The organism is Ancylobacter sp., from assembly GCF_965249975.1.
GTDB lineage: Bacteria > Pseudomonadota > Alphaproteobacteria > Rhizobiales > Xanthobacteraceae > Ancylobacter.
Map to the genome: position 1 here is coordinate 305,970 of NZ_CBDFNE010000018.1, position 15,668 is coordinate 321,637.

Below are 15,668 nucleotides of genomic sequence, written 5' to 3' on the forward strand. Positions count from 1 at the left end.
TGTCGATCCCCGGTTCCCGAGCGCTGCGGGCGATGTGAGAGACCGCAGTGTAACTTGGCCCGGCCTCCGAAGGGATGCCGGGCCTTTTCTCTTTTCTGAGGAGTGGGCGATGAAACTGACCCTGTTCCGCCTTGGCGTGCGCTTCCCGGCCCCCGGCGGGGGCGAGACCACCATTCTCGACGACATCAACCTCAAGGTGGCGGCCGGCGAGTTCGTCGTGCTGCTGGGCGCCTCGGGCTGCGGCAAGTCCACCTTGCTCAACGCGGTGGCCGGCTTCCTGCCGCCCTCGTCAGGCGAGATCTGGGTCGAGGGGCAGCCGGTCACCGGGCCGGGGGTCGAGCGCGGCGTTGTCTTGCAGACCGACGCGCTGTTTCCCTGGCTCAGCGCCCGCGACAATGTGGCCTTCGGGCTGAAGCTGCGCGGCCGCTCGCGGGCCGAGCGGACAGCCCGCGCCGAGGAGGCGCTGGAGCTGGTCGGGCTCGCCGGCAAGGGCGACCACGCCACCTGGCAGCTCTCCGGCGGCCAGCGCCAGCGGGTCAGCCTTGCCCGTGCGCTGATCGCCGACCCCGACATTCTGCTCATGGACGAGCCGCTCGGCGCGCTCGACGCGCTGACCCGCGAGCAAATGCAGGACCTCGTGCTCGACGTGTGGAAGCGCACCGGCAAGACCATACTCTTCGTCACCCATGGGCTCGACGAGGCGCTGTATCTCGGCACGCGGCTGGTCGTGCTCGCCGGGAAACCCGGCCGCATCCTGCGTGACGAGCCGCTTTCCTTCGGCCGCCAGGCGCTCGATGAGGGGCTCGGCAGCAAGGTGAAATCCCTCCCCGCCTTCGCCGCCGCCCGCGAGCGGCTGCGCGAGACGATTTTTGCCGGAGCCCCGTCATGAGCCTCTTCACGCCGCTGCCCGTTGCCGACAGCGCCCTGCCGCTGATCGTGCCCGCCGAGGGCTTTCCTTTTGACGATCGGAGGCCCGCGCGCGCGGACGCGGTCCCGGCCGGTGAGGCGGGTCAGCCCTTTGCTGTGCCGGCGCGCCTGTGGATCCCCCTCGCCACGCTTGGCGCCCTGCTGGCGGTGTGGTGGGCCGCCACCGCCTCCGGCGCGGTGCCGGCGCTGTTCCTGCCCTCCCCGCAGGCGGTGGCGTCGCGCCTCGGCCGGCTCGTCACCGAAGGTTTCGTCGACGCCACGCTGGCGCAGCATCTCCTCGCCAGCCTGCTGCGCGTCTTCGCCGCGCTGGCGGCAGCGCTCATCATCGGCGTGCCGGCCGGCTTCGCCATCGGCCTGTCGACGGTGGGGCGCGGCATTCTCGATCCCATCGTCGAGTTCCTGCGGCCCATCCCGCCGCTGGCCTATCTGCCGCTCGTCATCATCTGGGCCGGTATCGGCGAGAGCGCCAAGGTGCTGGTGATCGCCCTCGCCATGCTGCCGCCGGTCATCATCGCTACCTCCGCCGGGGTGCGAGGCGTCGACCGCAACCGGCTGAATGTGGCGCGGGCGCTGGGCGCCACGCGGGCACAGCTGCTGCGGCTGGTGGTGCTGCCCTCGGCCCTGCCCTCCATACTCACCGGCACCCGCATCGCGCTCGGCGCGGGGTGGTCGACGCTGGTGGCGGCGGAACTGGTGGCGGCGACGCGCGGCGTCGGCTTCATGATCCAGTCCGCCGCCAATTTCCTCGCCACGGATGTGGTGGTGGCCGGCATCTTCGTCATCGCTGCCGTGGCCTTCGCGCTGGAACTGGCGATCCGGCTCATCGAGCGCTTGCTGGTCGGCTGGGCCGCCCATGCCTGATGCGCCCGGCCGGCGGGCGCGCTCCCTAGGAGGGCGCGACGGCCGGCCAGTTGGTGGCGCGGTGATACTGCTCGCCGGCGGCGAGGACGGCGGCGTCGGCGCCGTCGCGGCCGATCAGTTGCATCCCCATGGGGAGCCCGCCGGCACCGAAACCGCAGGGCAGCGCCAGGGCGGGCAGGCCGATGAGGCTGACCGGCACGACGATCTCCATCCAGCGGTGATAGGTGTCCATGGGATGGCCGTCGATGGACTCGGGCCAGCGCCACTCGACCGGGAACGGCCAGACCTGAGCTGAGGGCATGACGAGGAAATCATATTCGTCGAACAGCCGCGCTGCCTGCGCATACCAACGTGAGCGGGTGACACTGGCCGCATAGAGCTGGGCCGGCGTCACCGTCTGGCCGAATTCGATCTCCCAGCGGCTTTCCGGCTTGAGCAGGTCGCGGCTGTGCGGATCGGCGAGCAGCGCGCCCTTGGAGCCGGCATTGAGGAAACCGCGCAGGCGGATCCAGGCGTCCCACAATTCCTCGGCGGGGAAAGGCGGCGCGAGCGCCTCGACCTCTGCTCCCAATTCCTCGAACACCTTTAGCCCCTTGGCGCAAATGTCGAGAATGCCCGGCTCGCACTGATAGGCCCCGCCCCAATCGGCCAGCCAGCCGATGCGCCGGCCGCGCAGATCGGTCTCCAGCCGGTCCGCCAGCGAAGCACAGTCGCGGCCGAAGGGAACGCCCGGATTGGGCCCGGCCAGCGTTTCCAGCAGGCGCGCGAGGTCCTCGATGGTGCGCGCCATCGGCCCGTCCGTCGCCAGCGTCGAGAGGAAGGTGTCGCCCGCTGCGTCAGCGGGGACGAGCCCCCAGCTCGGCCGGAAGCCATAGACATTGCAGAAGGCCGCCGGGTTGCGCAGGCTCCCCATCATGTCCGAGCCGTCCGCGACCGGGACCAGCCGGGCGGCCAGCGCCGCCGCCGCGCCGCCGGACGATCCCCCCGCCGAGCGGGTGAGGTCGTAAGGGTTGCGCGTGGCGCCGAAGACCGGGTTGAAGCTGTGGCTGCCCTGTCCCCATTCCGGCGTGTTGGTCTTGCCGGTGAAGACGGCTCCAGCCGCGCGCAGCCGCGCCGCCACCAGATCGTCTTCTTCGGGAACATGATCGCGGTAGAGCGGCGAACCATAGGTCGTCCGCACGCCGCGCACGGCGACAAGGTCCTTCACCGCCAGCGGCAGGCCATGCAGCCAGCCGCGCGGCGGCACGTCGTCAAGCGCGCGCGCCTCCCCCCGCAACGCGTCGGGATCGACCGCCGAGACGATGGCGTTGATGGCGGGATTGGCGGCGGAAAGCCGCGCGAGATACGCCTCCATCAGCTCGGACGGCGCCAAAGCGCGTGTGGCGATGAGGCGGGACAGCTCGCTCGCGCTGAGCTCCATGAGGGAAGGCGACATTCGTTCTGCACGGCTCCGGAGAGAATCGGGTGCGCCGAAGGTCGAGCGACCGTCCGCGCGCCGATATTCTCCGCGAGGAGACAGCAGCCCGCAACCGCCGGCGCGGGCGGACGGGTTTGCGAACGCTCAGCCGGCTACGGCCATCAACGCCTCCGCCAGCTTGAGGTCGTCGGGCGTGGTGATCTTGAGATTGACGGCGCTGCCGGGCACGAAGGCGGTCTTGACCCCACCAAGCGCGAGAATGTCGAGAAAGCTGGGATCGCTGTCGAGCCCATCTTCCGGCAGCGTCTCATAGCCGGCACAGGCGGCGTCGCGCCGGAACGCAACCGGCTTCTGGCCTATGAGCACGGCGCCCGGCGGGTGCAGCAGCTCGCCGTTGCGGGTGTACAGGAACTCGGCATTGACGAGGCCCGGCGCGGCAGCCCCGCTCACATGCGCCTGCTGCACCAGCGCGCGCAGCAGTTCCGGCGCGGCGAAGGGGTGGACCACGTCGTGCAGGATAAGCCAGGGCGCCGTCGCCTGCGCCATCAGGCGGCGCGTGGTAGCGCTGCGCGTGGCCGCCCCTTCCACGAACGCCACCCGCTCATCGCCGATGAGGGCGCGGGCACGCTCCAGATCCGCCGCGGCTACCGCGACGATGATGGAATCGACTTCGGGCAGCAATTGGTCCACCGCGCGCTCAAGCAGCGTTCGCCCGGCCAGCGCGACGAACGCCTTCGGTCCACGCCCGAGCCGCGTGCCGCTGCCCGCCGCCTGCAGGAGACCCTGGATTTTCATGAGCGGACCCCCAAGCGCTTTGGACGGGGTTGAAACATGCGCGGCAGCCACTTTTTCCAGCGGGGGCGCTTCCTCGCGCCTGTCGGCCCGGCTGCGGAGGAAGGCCAGGCAGGCGGAACACTGTAATCCGGAGGCCTCGGGGGCGCACAGCCCAGGAACGCTTCGCGTCCCGCGCGATCCAGCCTGTCGAAGGCGGCGAGGTCGAGAAGCATGGAGGCGTTGGCCTGCCGTTCGCGCGCATGGGCATTCTTCGCGGCGACATGGGCATGCAGCGCGTCGCGCAGACGGGCGACATCCTCCTGCAACGCCCCGGATCGCCACAGATGGCGCTGCGTTCTGAAGTGCTGATGCTGGGGCCTCGGTAGATCGATCGGCAACACGCGTCCGCCATTACCGACATCGAAATGGTGCAAGAGGTTGTGGTGGCCGCCGGGATCGAGCCGGTGATTGAACAATTGCATCCCACGCGCGGTCACCAGCAGTGCATGGGAATGGTCGAGCGCCGCGAAGCCCTTCTTCACGTCCCAGCCGTCCATGTCGGCCTGGCTGGCGGTGAGGTTCTGCGCGAAGGCAACGGTGCGAGCCCCTTCGGCCAGCAGGCTGCGGCCCGAATGCGGGAAGGGCCAATCACCCTCTATGCCCAGAAGGTCGAGGCAGGTGGACGCGAGATCGACCGTGCTGACAAGACGGCCATCGCTGCCGATGGGCAGACGCTCATCGCGAATGACGAGGGGCGTGTGGATCAAAGCGGGATAGGGCTCGACCGCGTGCAGAAGCCCCGTCTTGAAGCCGTGCGTGCCGTGGTCATCGCCGTGGTCGCCATAGACGAGGGTGGTGGTGTGCTCCAGCGCACCGGCCCGGCGCAGGATTTCAAGCATGGCGCCGAGCAGCGTGTCGGTGGCGGCGCAGCTGCCCTCGAACAGCTCGTCGAGATGGCGCGCATGCGAGGCCAGGGCGAGGTCCGCCTCGATATGGGGGAGCTGGCACCACACATAGATCGCGAACGGCCCCTGCGCGGTCCGCTGCTCAAACGCCTGGAGCAGCGTGGCGAAGTCGTTCGTCTTCCACGCCTCCGGCAGCGACGTGTTGAAGAGATGCAGGATCGGCAGTCGGGGATAGGCAGAAGCGCAGAGGAACGACGTCTCATAGCCACGCGCCGCAAGCTGGGTGAACAGGCTCGGATTGTTGCCCACCGGCCGCGCCAGCCCCGCCGCGCCGTCCATCTCGAAGTCATTGCCGTGCAGAAACGCCGCCATCACCATCTGGGTAGACGTGGCGGAGGAATAATGGCGCCGATAGGTCCGCGCCTCGGCCATCAGCGCGCGCAGGTGCGGAAACGCCTCCGGGAAGGCGTTGAAGGTCTGCCACGATGTGCTTTCGAGGTGAAAGACGAAAAGATTCTTCGGCCGGGCCGGCACGGGAGAGCGATGGTTCATCTTGCGGCGGCCCGCCTTTCGGCAAAGAGCGTCTCGAAATCGAGACCGTAGAAATGCGGCCAGGCCCCCCCGTCCGCCGGCGCACGGCGGGCGGTGTCGATGCGGAACCGTTCGACGAAGGCGGGATCGGCCAGGCATCCCTTCAGCGCGGGGGGCTCGGGCGGGGGCGTCGAGGCCTCGCGTGGCAGGTCGACACAGCTCTTGAACGGCAGTACGCGGCGCAGGGTCAGCCCACTCTCGTCGATGAGATGCCCATAGCCGACCGCCTGATGCTCGCCGTCGGGATCGACGGCCATGAACTTGGCGTGGCGCGTCTCGCGGTCGCGCCGCTCGATCATCTTGAGATGATAGAGGAAGGCGGGAACGAACCCGCGCGCGGCGCCGTCCAGCTCGGGCGGGAACCAGGGCTGGTGCATGCGATCGGGGCGCCGGGTGACGGTGTGCGGAATCCTGAATAGGCGGGGCGTCCAGCGTGGCCCGCACGGCCCGTCGATCCGATACTCGCTGCGGCTGTTCCAGAGATTAACGATTTTGACGGCGAGCACCTGTTGCCCCCGCGCCTCGCGCCGTTCGAGAACCGGCCGCAGGCGGCGCAGGAAACGTTCTTCGTAACGCTCATCGGCATCGCCGCAGATCACCCAGTCCGCCCCCAACCGCGCCGCTTCGAGAATCAGGCGGTGCCGGTTTTGCGATTCATGCGCATGGGGTGGCGCGGGACGGCGCTCGTTCAGCACCGAAATCACTTTCGGCACGGCGCGAAGAAGATCGGGCGTGGCGTCGGTCGAGCCCTCGTCAAGCGCGACAATGCCGTCCACATGCGGCGCGATGTGATGGAGAAAGCCGGGGAGGAAGCGCTCCTCATTCCGAAGCTGCGTGATGCAGATGATCTTCATCGCCGGCGGGTTCCGAGGGGCGGTTCGCTTCCTTAGGCGCGATGAGGACGCGCCGCTATCCACGTCCCCGCGCAGACACAGAGCTTTCCACAATGCCATACCGCGGCACAAGAGAGGACGCGCCGGCCCAGAGACGCGGCGGCAATCAGATCAGTCCCGGCGCGAAATGCGAATGCGCTTTGCGACCTTCTTCTCTTCGATATCCATCCAGTGCGGGTCAGAGGAGGAGGATGCGTCATACAGCAGCGCTTCGACATCCAAGCCATGGCGGCGCAAATCGTGACGGGCGCGGTCCGGCAACAGCCCCGCCAGAAACCGCAGTGGCGCGGCGGGAAGCTGGATCTTCTCGACCCAGATGCCGTCGACATATTTCTCAATGATCACGGTACTCATCACACTAGTTTCCCAGTTCCATCGTGGAGAACGAAAGGAAGTAACTTTCGGTTGAGGCGGTCAATTCCTGCCCTCCCTGCCAATTCCAAGAGCGGAAAATCGCTCCACCAGCGCCCCCACCGGAGCGCCAAGGGACCGCTCGATGATGATGAAGGTCGCGCGCAGTCGCGCGGCGTGTTCCGCAGGCGACCACTGGAAGCCCCCGCCGCCAAGGAGCGCGGCCTGACCCGCAAGCAAGAACTCAAGAGTCGCCTGCGCATCCTCGACGTTGAAGTCACCGTCCCGCTGGCCTTGATCGACGATGGCGGCAAGAACTGGGGCCATCCGGCGCACGAGAGCCCTGTTCGTCAATTCGTGCAGGCCGCTGTTTTCGAGATGATTGAGCGCATCGGCCAGATAGTGCTCGCTCCGGTCCACACTCTGCATGGCAAGCACCGCTGCGCAGAAGCGATCGATCGCCCCGCTATCGGCTCGGCCGGCGGTTTCCGCGGCCTGCACCATATCCTCGACCACGAGTTCCGCCAGCTTTGCCAGCAGATCATCCTTGGTCTTGAAATAAAGGTAGAAAGTGCCCTTGGCGATGCCGGCTCCTTGAGCGATCTCGTCAATGGAAACCGACTTGAAGCCTCTTTCCCGAAAGAGCCGGGCGGCGGCGGCGAGGATGTCGCCCGCCCGATCCTGGCTCGTGCCGCGACGGGATGCCATTCGTGAAACCTCATTATGACTGACCGTCAGTCATAATGAGGTGGCGCCGGGCGATCAAGTCGCCGCTGTGCATTTCACACAGCCCTCCTTTCCTCGACCGCCGCCACTTCGATCGCGCACTCGTGCCGTCCTTCGGTCGAGGAGACCCCCAATCAGCACCAGTAACGCGCGGTAGCCTTCACAAAGCTGTCCAGCCGCCATCCAACATCAGCGCGCTGCCCGTCATCAAAGACGCAGCATCCGAAGCGAGGAACACCGCCGCTGCGGCCACTTCATCAACGCGCCCTGCCCGCCCGAGAGGAATCTTCCGCAACACGTCGGCTCGAAAGGCCGGGTCGCGAAAGAAGGGCTCCGTCATCGGCGTCTCGACAAAGGTCGGGCAGATGGTGTTGACGCGGATGCGATGGGGCGCCAGTTCCACCGCCAGCGCCTTGGTGAAGCCCTCCAGCCCCCATTTCGAGGCGCAGTAGATCGTGCGGTTGGCCGCACCGACATGCCCCATCTGCGAGGACATGTTGATCACCGATCCGCCCCGCCCCGCCGCGATCATCGCGGCGGTCACAGCCTTGGCGGCGAACACCGCGCTGCGCAGGTTCAGCCCCAGCACGGCGTCGTAATCCTCCACCGTGACCTCGGCGAGCGGCTTGGGCCGGTTCATGCCGGCATTGTTGACGAAGACGTAAAACGCCGGGCGCGCCGCGATGAGCGCGGCAAACGCTTCCACATCGGTGACATCGGCCGGCAACGCCTCAGCCTTCAGGCCCTGCGCCCGCAATTCGTCGGCCGCCGCGCCGATCTCGCCCGCCGAACGGGCGCAGAGCGTCACCTCCGCGCCGGAGGCGGCGCAGGCCTGCGCGATGGCGAGGCCGATGCCTCGCCCCGCGCCCGTCACCAGCACCCGGCGTCCGTCGAGCCGGAACGACGGCAGAGCAGCGCTCATTCCGCCGCCTCGCCATAGGGCACGTTCTTGCGCCCATAGCGGCGCACACGCACATTGCACTGCTCGGCGTGACCGACGAAACCTTCCAGCAGGCACAGCCGCGAACCGTACGCGCCGATCATCGCCGCCGCCTCGTCGGTGGTGATCTTCTGGTAGCTGTGCGTCTTCAGGAATTTTCCGACCCAGAGACCGCCCGTATAGCGCCCGGCCTTGTGAGTCGGCAGCGTGTGATTGGTGCCGATCACCTTGTCGCCATTGGCGACATTGGTGCGCGGGCCGAGGAACAGCGCGCCATAGGAGTGCATATTGGCGAGATACCAGTCGTCGCGGTCGGTCATGACCTGGACGTGCTCTGAGGCGATGTCGTTGGCGACCTCCAGCATTTCCTCATGGGTGTCGCACAGGATCACCTCGCCATAATCGGCCCAGGACTTGGTCGCGGTTTCCGTGGTCGGCAGGAGCCCGAGCAGGCGGTCGATCTCCGCCAGCGTGTCCTCGGCCAGCCGGCGGCTGTTGGTGACCAGCACGGCCGGCGAATTGTAGCCGTGCTCGGCCTGCCCGAGCAGGTCGGTGGCGCAGATCTCGCCATCCACCGTGTCGTCGGCGATCACCATGGTCTCGGTCGGGCCGGCGAACAGGTCGATGCCGACGCGGCCATAGAGCTGGCGCTTGGCTTCGGCGACATAGGCATTGCCGGGGCCGACCAGCATGTCGACGGGCGCGATGGTCTCGGTACCGATCGCCAGGGCGCCGACGGCCTGGATGCCGCCCATCACATAGATCTCATGCGCGCCGCCCAGATGCATGGCGGCGATCACCGCCGGGTTCGGCTCGCCCTTGAAGGGCGGGGTGGCGGCGGCGATGCGCGGCACGCCGGCCACGGAGGCGGTGAGCACCGACATATGCGCCGAGGCGACCATCGGAAACTTGCCGCCCGGCACATAGCAGCCGACCGACTGCACCGGTATGTTCTTGTGGCCGAGGATGACCCCGGGCAGCGTCTCGATCTCGATATCGGTCATCGAACTGCGCTGGGCCTGGGCGAAATTGCGCACCTGCTCCTGCGCGAAACGGATGTCCTCCATATCCCGCGCCGACACCCGCGCCATCAGCGCCTCGATCTCGCTCAGCGTCAGACGGAAGGCCGGCGGCGAATAGCGATCGAACTTCTCCGACAATTCGCGCACCGCCGCATCGCCGCGCGCCTCGATGTCGGCGAGGATCGTCTCGACCGTCTCACGAACCTTGCGGTCGTCCTGCGAGCGCTCATCGGCGGGCTTGCCGCGCTTCAAATAGGTTACGGCCATGGTACTGGTCCTTACGTTTGCATGTGTCGCGAAGGCGGGAAGAGGCAGCCGGGGCTAGGGGGCGAGCCCGCTGGCCTTCTTGAAGGCGGCGAGGCCGGTGAGCGCCTTGTCGCGCCAGGCGCGACGCGCGGCGAGATCGGCTTCCGGTAAGGCCGCACGGCGCTCCGCGCCGGCGCGGCGAATGGTCTCCTCCGGCCAGGCGCGCGGCGTGCGGCTCTGCGCCATGGCGTGGTACATGCCGCCGAGCCGGGCCGCATAGTCGACAATGCCGCCGGGCGCGTTCAGGTCGATCGTCTCGAACGGGCCCATAAAGGCCCAGCGCAGCCCGAGCCCGTGCGAAATCGTGGCGTCGATGTCGGCGAGGCTGGCATAGCCCTCGTCATAGAGCGCCCAGGCCTCGTTGAGCAGCGCCCCCTGAAGGCGGTTGAGAACGAACCCGTCGATCTCGCGGGTGAGCGTTACCGGCACCTGCCCGACCGCGTGCATCAGTTCGCGCGCGCCTTCCAGCGCATCGGCATCGGTCCAGGGCGCCGGCACCAGCTCGACCACCGGGGCGAGATGCGGCGGGTTGACGGGATGGGCGATCAGGAAGCGCCCGCGATGGGCGCAGCCTTCGGTGAAGCGCGAGGCGGGAATGCCTGATGAGGACGAGCCGACGATCGTGTCCGGCGCCATGAGGGCGTCGATGGCACGGCAGATGTCGGTCTTCACCTCCACGCGCTCGAAGACCGATTCCTGCACATAGGCGGCGCCGTCGAGCACCGCTTCAAGCGTATCGACCACCTGCAGCCGGCCGATCACCGCCCCGACATCCGCGATCAGGCCGGCCTCGGCCAGCGCGGCCGCACTCTCCCGCGCCCAGGGCAGGATGCGGGCGCGGACCTCGGCGACGGGATCGAAGATCTGGACCCGCAGCCCGGCGCGGGCGAACACCAGCGCCCAGCCGGAGCCGACCAGGCCGGCGCCGACGATGGCGATCACGGGGGTCGGGGACGTAGCAGGGCCGGTCATGCCGACACCTTCGACGTCTCGCCATCGGCGAGGCAGATCTCGGTGATCCGCAGGCCTTCCCGGGTGATGCGCGAGGGGAAGGTGTCGCGCAGCCGCTCTTCATGCACCGGGATGACGCGGTGCGAGTCGTAGCCGACCTGCTTCATCATCGCCTCGGTGGCGAGCACCAGATTGGCCTGGCTGCCGACCGCGAGGCCCACCGGCGTGTAGACTTCCTTCTCGTCGACGGCCGCGCCCGGGCCATGGATGTTCTCGAAGACATAGACGAGATCGCCGGCGAGCACCCATGTGTCCTGTGACTGCGCCTGTCCGTCATTGCGCACCGTGACCCACATCGAACCCCAGGTGTGGCTGTCATCGGCCGCGTGCAGATCGATGCCGGGCAGCACATCGCTCAAAGCGCCGTTGACCGTGACGAGGCGCTTTTGCCGGGCAAGATCGGCACCGCGCACGATGTCGCCGGGATCGACCGCCACCATCATCCAGCGCAGGCGGTCGGGCAGCGACATCGCCCACACCCATTTCGCGATCTCGCGCTCCTGAATGTAGAACTTGGCGTTCGGAAAGTCCTCGACATTGCCGAAATGGTCGAAATGCGCGTGGGTGATGAAGCAGGTGTCCACCTCTTCCGGCTTCACGCCGACTTCGGCCAGAACCGTTGTGGGGTTGCGCCAGTTCTCCACGCCGAAGCGATCACCCAGAACCTTGCCATATTCCTTGTCGTTATAGCCGACATCGACCATGGCCACATGATCACGGCCCTTGATGACGACGTAGCAATAGGGAAGCTTCACGAAACCCTGGTTGTGCGCGCCATAGAGCACGCCGCTCTTGTGGTAGTTCTTCACATAGGAATATTCGCACACCCAGATCGAATAGTCGGACATGGCTCGTTTCCTTCCTTTGGTTCTTTTGTCTTTCTTCCGACGGGCCGCTCAGCGCCCGCAGGAGCAACAGGCATGGGACAGGTCCACCATGGCGAGCCCGGCCTTTTCAGCGGTGGCGGCGCTGAGATGCGCGTAGGCGCGGCGCACATGGCGGGAGATGGTGTCGAAGGCGGCCTCGTTATTGCCGCGCGGGCGAAGCTCGGAGAACGTTCCCAGCGCAAGGCCGGAAAAAGCATGCGCGGCAACGAGCTGCTCCCGGTGCGGCTCAAGGGCGCCGGGGGCGACAAGCTGCCGGATGCGCTCGCCCGCTTCGGCGAAGCGCTGCCGGCAGCTGGCGAGTTCACCAAGACCGGCCACCTCCGACGAGTCGGTGAGCTGCGCCAGGATCATCAACCCCGCCAGCTGGCCGACAACCCGACGCAGATCCTCGAACACCGGACGGCACGCCTCGGCATAGCGGGCCGCCTGATCCGAGCCGAGCAAGGGGGCCAGATCGTCTGGCCCGGCGACCGGCATCGGCAGCGGCCCATCGGCAAAGAGGGCGCAGTCCGGGCGGTGCACGCTGGTCAGGCGGTCGAAAAGAGCGCGTCGCTGCACCGTCATCGGGTTCCTCCCTCGCGATTTCGCGTGGTGTTTCTCTCGATCAGCTCGCCGGGCGGCAGGCGCAGAATGTGCGGGTCCTGACCGCGGTCGACGGCGAGCTCGCGGGCGAGGCTGACGGTCGCCTCCATCATCCCCCCCAGCGGCTGCGCGACCGTCGTCAGCAGATGCGAGGGCCAGCCGGCCATGGTGATGTTGTCGAAGCCGACGACCGAGATGTCGTCCGGCACACGAAACCGCCCGCTTTCCTGCACCCCGGCGATGAAGCCGATGGCGACGATGTCATTGGCGCAGAACACCCCGTCGAGCGGGCGTTCCGCCTTCGCCGCCGCGAGCCCGGCGGCATAGCCGGCCTCGTAGCTGAAGCGACCGGCCTCGATCACGACCGGCGGCGCGAAGCCGCGTTCCACCGCCCGGCTGCAGAATCCCTTGCCGCGCTCCACATTGGTGGAAGCGCCGGGAAAGGCCGAGACATAGGCGAGATGCCGGTGACCGCTGTCGATCAGGTGGTCGGCGACCCGCCGGCCACCCGCTTCATTGTCGCAGGTCACGCCGAAGCCGAGGCCATCGGCGGAGAGGCGGTTGAAGAAGATGCATGGCGCCCCGGCGCCCTCGCATTTCTCGCGGGCGTGCGAGGCCATGTTGGCGGCCAGGACGATGACGAGGTCCGGCTGATAGGTCAGCAGCAGGTCGACTGCGTCGTCGATCTTCTCCGGCTGGTTGGCGGCGGAGAGCATGACATTCATGCCCGCCTCCTGCAGCATCGCCGTCATCTCGGTCATGACTTCGGGATAGAACGGGTTGGTCAGGTCGGAGACCACCATGCCGACGATCTGGGTCTTCTTGGTGATCAGGCTCTGGGCGAAGGGATTGGGGCGATAGCCGAGCGCAGCGGCCCGCTCCAGCACCAGCCGGCGCGTCTCCGAGGCGACGACGGCGTCCGGGTAGAAGGCCCGCGAGACCGTCGAGACCGACATGCCGAGATCGCGTGCGAGGTCCTTCACCGTCACCCGTCGTCCCTTGTCTCGTTGTACGTCGCTCAAGGCCTGTCTCCTGTCTCGCCATCGCTGGCGTTCCTGTCATTCCGCTGCGGCAGGAAGCAGTTTCGTTCGTAACCGGCATGCCGCGCCACCCTGTTCGGGCATCCGGGGCTGCCCGGCACCTGTCGGCGCCGGGCAGAAGTCGTTCCCGCCGCCTCAGTTCACGGTCGGCGCAACCTTGGTGAGCTTGTACTGGTCCTTGGCCGCCTCGCAGCGCCCGCAATTGATGCCCGGCTCATTGGCGGCCTTCACGATCTCGGCCGGCAGCGGCTGGATGGTCGCGCCCTTCACCGGGGTGCCGTTCAGCGCCGAGTCGATGTTCAGCTCGGGCAGCAGGACGGGATTCAGCACTTCCGTGACAAAGGAGGACGGCACGCGATCCTTCGGGAAGACGTTGCAGCCGTCCTCGAATTTCTCACCCGCGCACAGCTTGACCTTATCGGCGGGAACCCAGGGCAGCGGGTATTCGATGTTCGTCGGCTTGAGTTCGCGCTTGCCGGTGAGGATTTCCATCATCAGCTTGAAGGCATAGCCCGACTGCGCCGGCGGCGAACCGGCCGAGACGCCGGTCAGCCCCTTGGCCTGCATCGCCGGATCGGCCAGCGCGAGGCGGAAGCCGTTGGAGTTCTCGCCGGTGACCGGCACGAGATTTCCGCCCTTGTCGAGCAGCGCCTGGATGGCGCCGTACTCGCCGGCCTGCGCCCAGATGCCCTGAACATCCGGGTGCGCGGCAAGAGCCTTGGCGGTCTCCTGCTGGGTCGTGCGGTCGTCCCAGAACGAGTAATACTCGGAGACTACTTCGATGCCGGGATATTTGGCGAAGATGTGCTTGGCGCCATCGGTGTGGCGCTGGTCGACCGAGTTGCCGGGCACGCCGCGCGACAGGAAGATCTTGCCTTTGCCGCCGAGCGCATTGACCAGCGCCTGCGCCGAGTTCTCGCCGAAGCCGGAGGACAGATAGCTGACATTGTAGGCGCAGCTCTCGGTCACGGTGGCGTCGTACATGAAGAACAGCACGCCCTGCTCGCAGCCGCGCTTGATGGTGCGGTTGAGCGCGGTAGCGGAGATCGGGAAGCTGACAATGCCGTCCGCGCCCGCGTCGATCATGCTCTCATAGGCGGAGATCTGCGCCTGCGGGTCGGCACCGGAGATGACCTCCTTCAGCTCGACCATGTCATTATAGGGCGGCGTCGCCGCCAGCGCCTTGACGATGTTGGCGGCCTCGGACTGCCAGGCATTGCCGGAATAGCTGAGGCTCAGATAGATCTTGTATTTCTTTCCGTCCTTGGGGCCCGCGGCCTGCGCCGGCTGGATGGCCGCCATGCAGGCCGCCCCAAGCAACAGGGCGGCGGTCGCAGTCTTGAGCAGCGTCGATATCATCGTCGTTTCCTCCTGGTATCTTGCGTGTTCTTGTCGTTCGTCTCGCTCGCCCGGGATCAACGCCAGAGAGAGCCGAGTTTCTGGAAAAGCTCCTCGCGCAGGAGCAGCAGCGCCACCAGCACGATGGCGCCCTCAATGATGGTGCGCAGGCCGAATTCGAGGCCGATGGCGGAGATGATGGTGCCGAGCGTGGTCAGCAGGATCGCCCCGCCCACCGTGCCGAGAAACGTGCCGCGTCCGCCGAGGATGGAGGAGCCGCCGATCACCACCGCCGCAATGGACGGCAACAGATAGCTGTCGCCCATGCGCAGCGTGGCGCCGCTGGAATAGCCCACCAGCATCAGGCCGGCGAAACCGGCGCTGACCGCGCTGACCACATAGGGCAGGATGCGCATCGCCGTGACCGGGGCGCCGGCAATGCGCGCCGCGTCCACATTGGTGCCGATGGCATAGAGATAGCGGCCATAGATCGAGCGGCTCTGGAACAGCCAGCCCAGCAGCACGAAGGCGACCAGGAACAGGACGGGCGCCGGCAGGCCGAGAACATGGCCCTTCATCAGCGCCACCGCCGCGTCGGGGGCGGCGCCGCGCGGCGTGCCCTTGGTGTAGCCCAGCAGCAGCGAGGACACGATGATCGACATCGCCAGCGTCATGATGAAGGGCGGCACCTTCAGCCAGACGATGCCGGCGGCGGAGAGGAATCCGACACACCCGCAGGCCAGCAGCACCAGCGGGAGCAGATACCAGGCGCCGGGATCGCTGGCGCCGATCCAATTGGTGGCGAGGATGCCGCCCAGCGTGGCCACTGCCGGCAGCGACAGGTCGAGCCCGCCGGTGAGGATGACCAGTCCCTGCCCGAAGGACAGCACCACCAGGAAGGAGCCGAGCACCAGCACCGTTTCCACCTGCGACCAGGAGCCGAGCGAGGGGCTGATGAAGCGTGCGCCGACGAGCAGCACGACGCACAGGATCGCCACCGCAAGCGTGCTCACCGTCTCGGCGCTGATGCGCGCGCTACGCCGTGTGTCGGCCTTCTGCTGGAAGCGGGTCTGCGCGGTCGGATTGTCGTTCATGAC

General features: G+C 67.4%; 16 protein-coding genes. 2 read left to right on the forward strand and 14 right to left on the reverse strand.

Annotated elements, in window-relative coordinates; all coding sequences use genetic code 11:
* Window positions 1–109: 109 nt before the first annotated feature.
* Window positions 110–889, forward strand: a complete 780-nt coding sequence (locus ACP2AH_RS14375) for a taurine ABC transporter ATP-binding protein (protein WP_425106427.1) — start codon at window positions 110–112, stop codon at window positions 887–889.
* Complete coding sequence (locus tag ACP2AH_RS14380) at window positions 886–1,788, forward strand: ABC transporter permease subunit (RefSeq protein WP_425106428.1); 903 nt, start codon at window positions 886–888, stop codon at window positions 1,786–1,788. The genes ACP2AH_RS14375 and ACP2AH_RS14380 overlap by 4 nt, the downstream gene beginning before the upstream one ends.
* Window positions 1,789–1,813: 25 nt before the next feature.
* Here ACP2AH_RS14380 and ACP2AH_RS14385 read toward each other — a convergent pair whose 3' ends face one another.
* The 14 genes from ACP2AH_RS14385 to ACP2AH_RS14450 form a co-directional block, all read right to left on the reverse strand.
* Window positions 1,814–3,223 (reverse strand): amidase, encoded by a 1,410-nt coding sequence (locus ACP2AH_RS14385; protein ID WP_425106429.1) that lies wholly within the window; start codon window positions 3,221–3,223, stop codon window positions 1,814–1,816.
* Window positions 3,224–3,349: 126 nt separating this feature from the next.
* Entirely contained in the window at window positions 3,350–4,000 is a 651-nt protein-coding gene (locus tag ACP2AH_RS14390; RefSeq protein WP_425106430.1) for an IspD/TarI family cytidylyltransferase, read from the reverse strand.
* On the reverse strand, window positions 3,997–5,418 hold the full coding sequence (locus ACP2AH_RS14395) for a sulfatase-like hydrolase/transferase (protein ID WP_425106431.1): 1,422 nt from the start codon (window positions 5,416–5,418) through the stop codon (window positions 3,997–3,999). Before ACP2AH_RS14395 ends, ACP2AH_RS14390 begins: the two co-directional genes overlap by 4 nt.
* Window positions 5,419–5,432: 14 nt before the next feature.
* Window positions 5,433–6,428: a glycosyltransferase family 2 protein gene (locus tag ACP2AH_RS14400; RefSeq protein WP_425106432.1), complete on the reverse strand. Its 996-nt coding sequence runs from the start codon at window positions 6,426–6,428 to the stop codon at window positions 5,433–5,435.
* A gap of 51 nt (window positions 6,429–6,479) precedes the next feature.
* A complete protein-coding gene (locus ACP2AH_RS14405; protein WP_425106433.1) occupies window positions 6,480–6,722 on the reverse strand; it encodes a hypothetical protein in 243 nt (80 codons plus the stop codon).
* 60 nt (window positions 6,723–6,782) lie between these two features.
* Window positions 6,783–7,427 carry a TetR/AcrR family transcriptional regulator gene (locus ACP2AH_RS14410; protein WP_425106434.1) on the reverse strand — a complete coding sequence of 215 codons (645 nt, stop codon included), beginning with the start codon at window positions 7,425–7,427 and terminating at the stop codon, window positions 6,783–6,785.
* A 178-nt stretch (window positions 7,428–7,605) separates the two neighbouring features.
* Entirely contained in the window at window positions 7,606–8,367 is a 762-nt protein-coding gene (locus ACP2AH_RS14415) for an SDR family NAD(P)-dependent oxidoreductase (RefSeq protein WP_425106435.1), read from the reverse strand.
* On the reverse strand, window positions 8,364–9,674 hold the full coding sequence (gene hisD, locus ACP2AH_RS14420) for a histidinol dehydrogenase (RefSeq protein WP_425106436.1): 1,311 nt from the start codon (window positions 9,672–9,674) through the stop codon (window positions 8,364–8,366). Before hisD ends, ACP2AH_RS14415 begins: the two co-directional genes overlap by 4 nt.
* A gap of 54 nt (window positions 9,675–9,728) precedes the next feature.
* Window positions 9,729–10,685: a 3-hydroxyacyl-CoA dehydrogenase gene (locus ACP2AH_RS14425; RefSeq protein WP_425106437.1), complete on the reverse strand. Its 957-nt coding sequence runs from the start codon at window positions 10,683–10,685 to the stop codon at window positions 9,729–9,731.
* Entirely contained in the window at window positions 10,682–11,572 is an 891-nt protein-coding gene (locus ACP2AH_RS14430) for an N-acyl homoserine lactonase family protein (protein ID WP_425106438.1), read from the reverse strand. Before ACP2AH_RS14430 ends, ACP2AH_RS14425 begins: the two co-directional genes overlap by 4 nt.
* A gap of 48 nt (window positions 11,573–11,620) precedes the next feature.
* Complete coding sequence (locus ACP2AH_RS14435) at window positions 11,621–12,175, reverse strand: hypothetical protein (protein ID WP_425106439.1); 555 nt, start codon at window positions 12,173–12,175, stop codon at window positions 11,621–11,623.
* Window positions 12,172–13,215 (reverse strand): LacI family DNA-binding transcriptional regulator, encoded by a 1,044-nt coding sequence (locus tag ACP2AH_RS14440; RefSeq protein WP_425106440.1) that lies wholly within the window; start codon window positions 13,213–13,215, stop codon window positions 12,172–12,174. The genes ACP2AH_RS14435 and ACP2AH_RS14440 overlap by 4 nt, the downstream gene beginning before the upstream one ends.
* 153 nt (window positions 13,216–13,368) lie before the next feature.
* Window positions 13,369–14,592 (reverse strand): sugar ABC transporter substrate-binding protein, encoded by a 1,224-nt coding sequence (locus ACP2AH_RS14445; protein WP_425106441.1) that lies wholly within the window; start codon window positions 14,590–14,592, stop codon window positions 13,369–13,371.
* A 56-nt stretch (window positions 14,593–14,648) separates the two neighbouring features.
* Window positions 14,649–15,665 (reverse strand): ABC transporter permease, encoded by a 1,017-nt coding sequence (locus tag ACP2AH_RS14450; RefSeq protein ID WP_425106442.1) that lies wholly within the window; start codon window positions 15,663–15,665, stop codon window positions 14,649–14,651.
* Window positions 15,666–15,668: the final 3 nt, after the last annotated feature.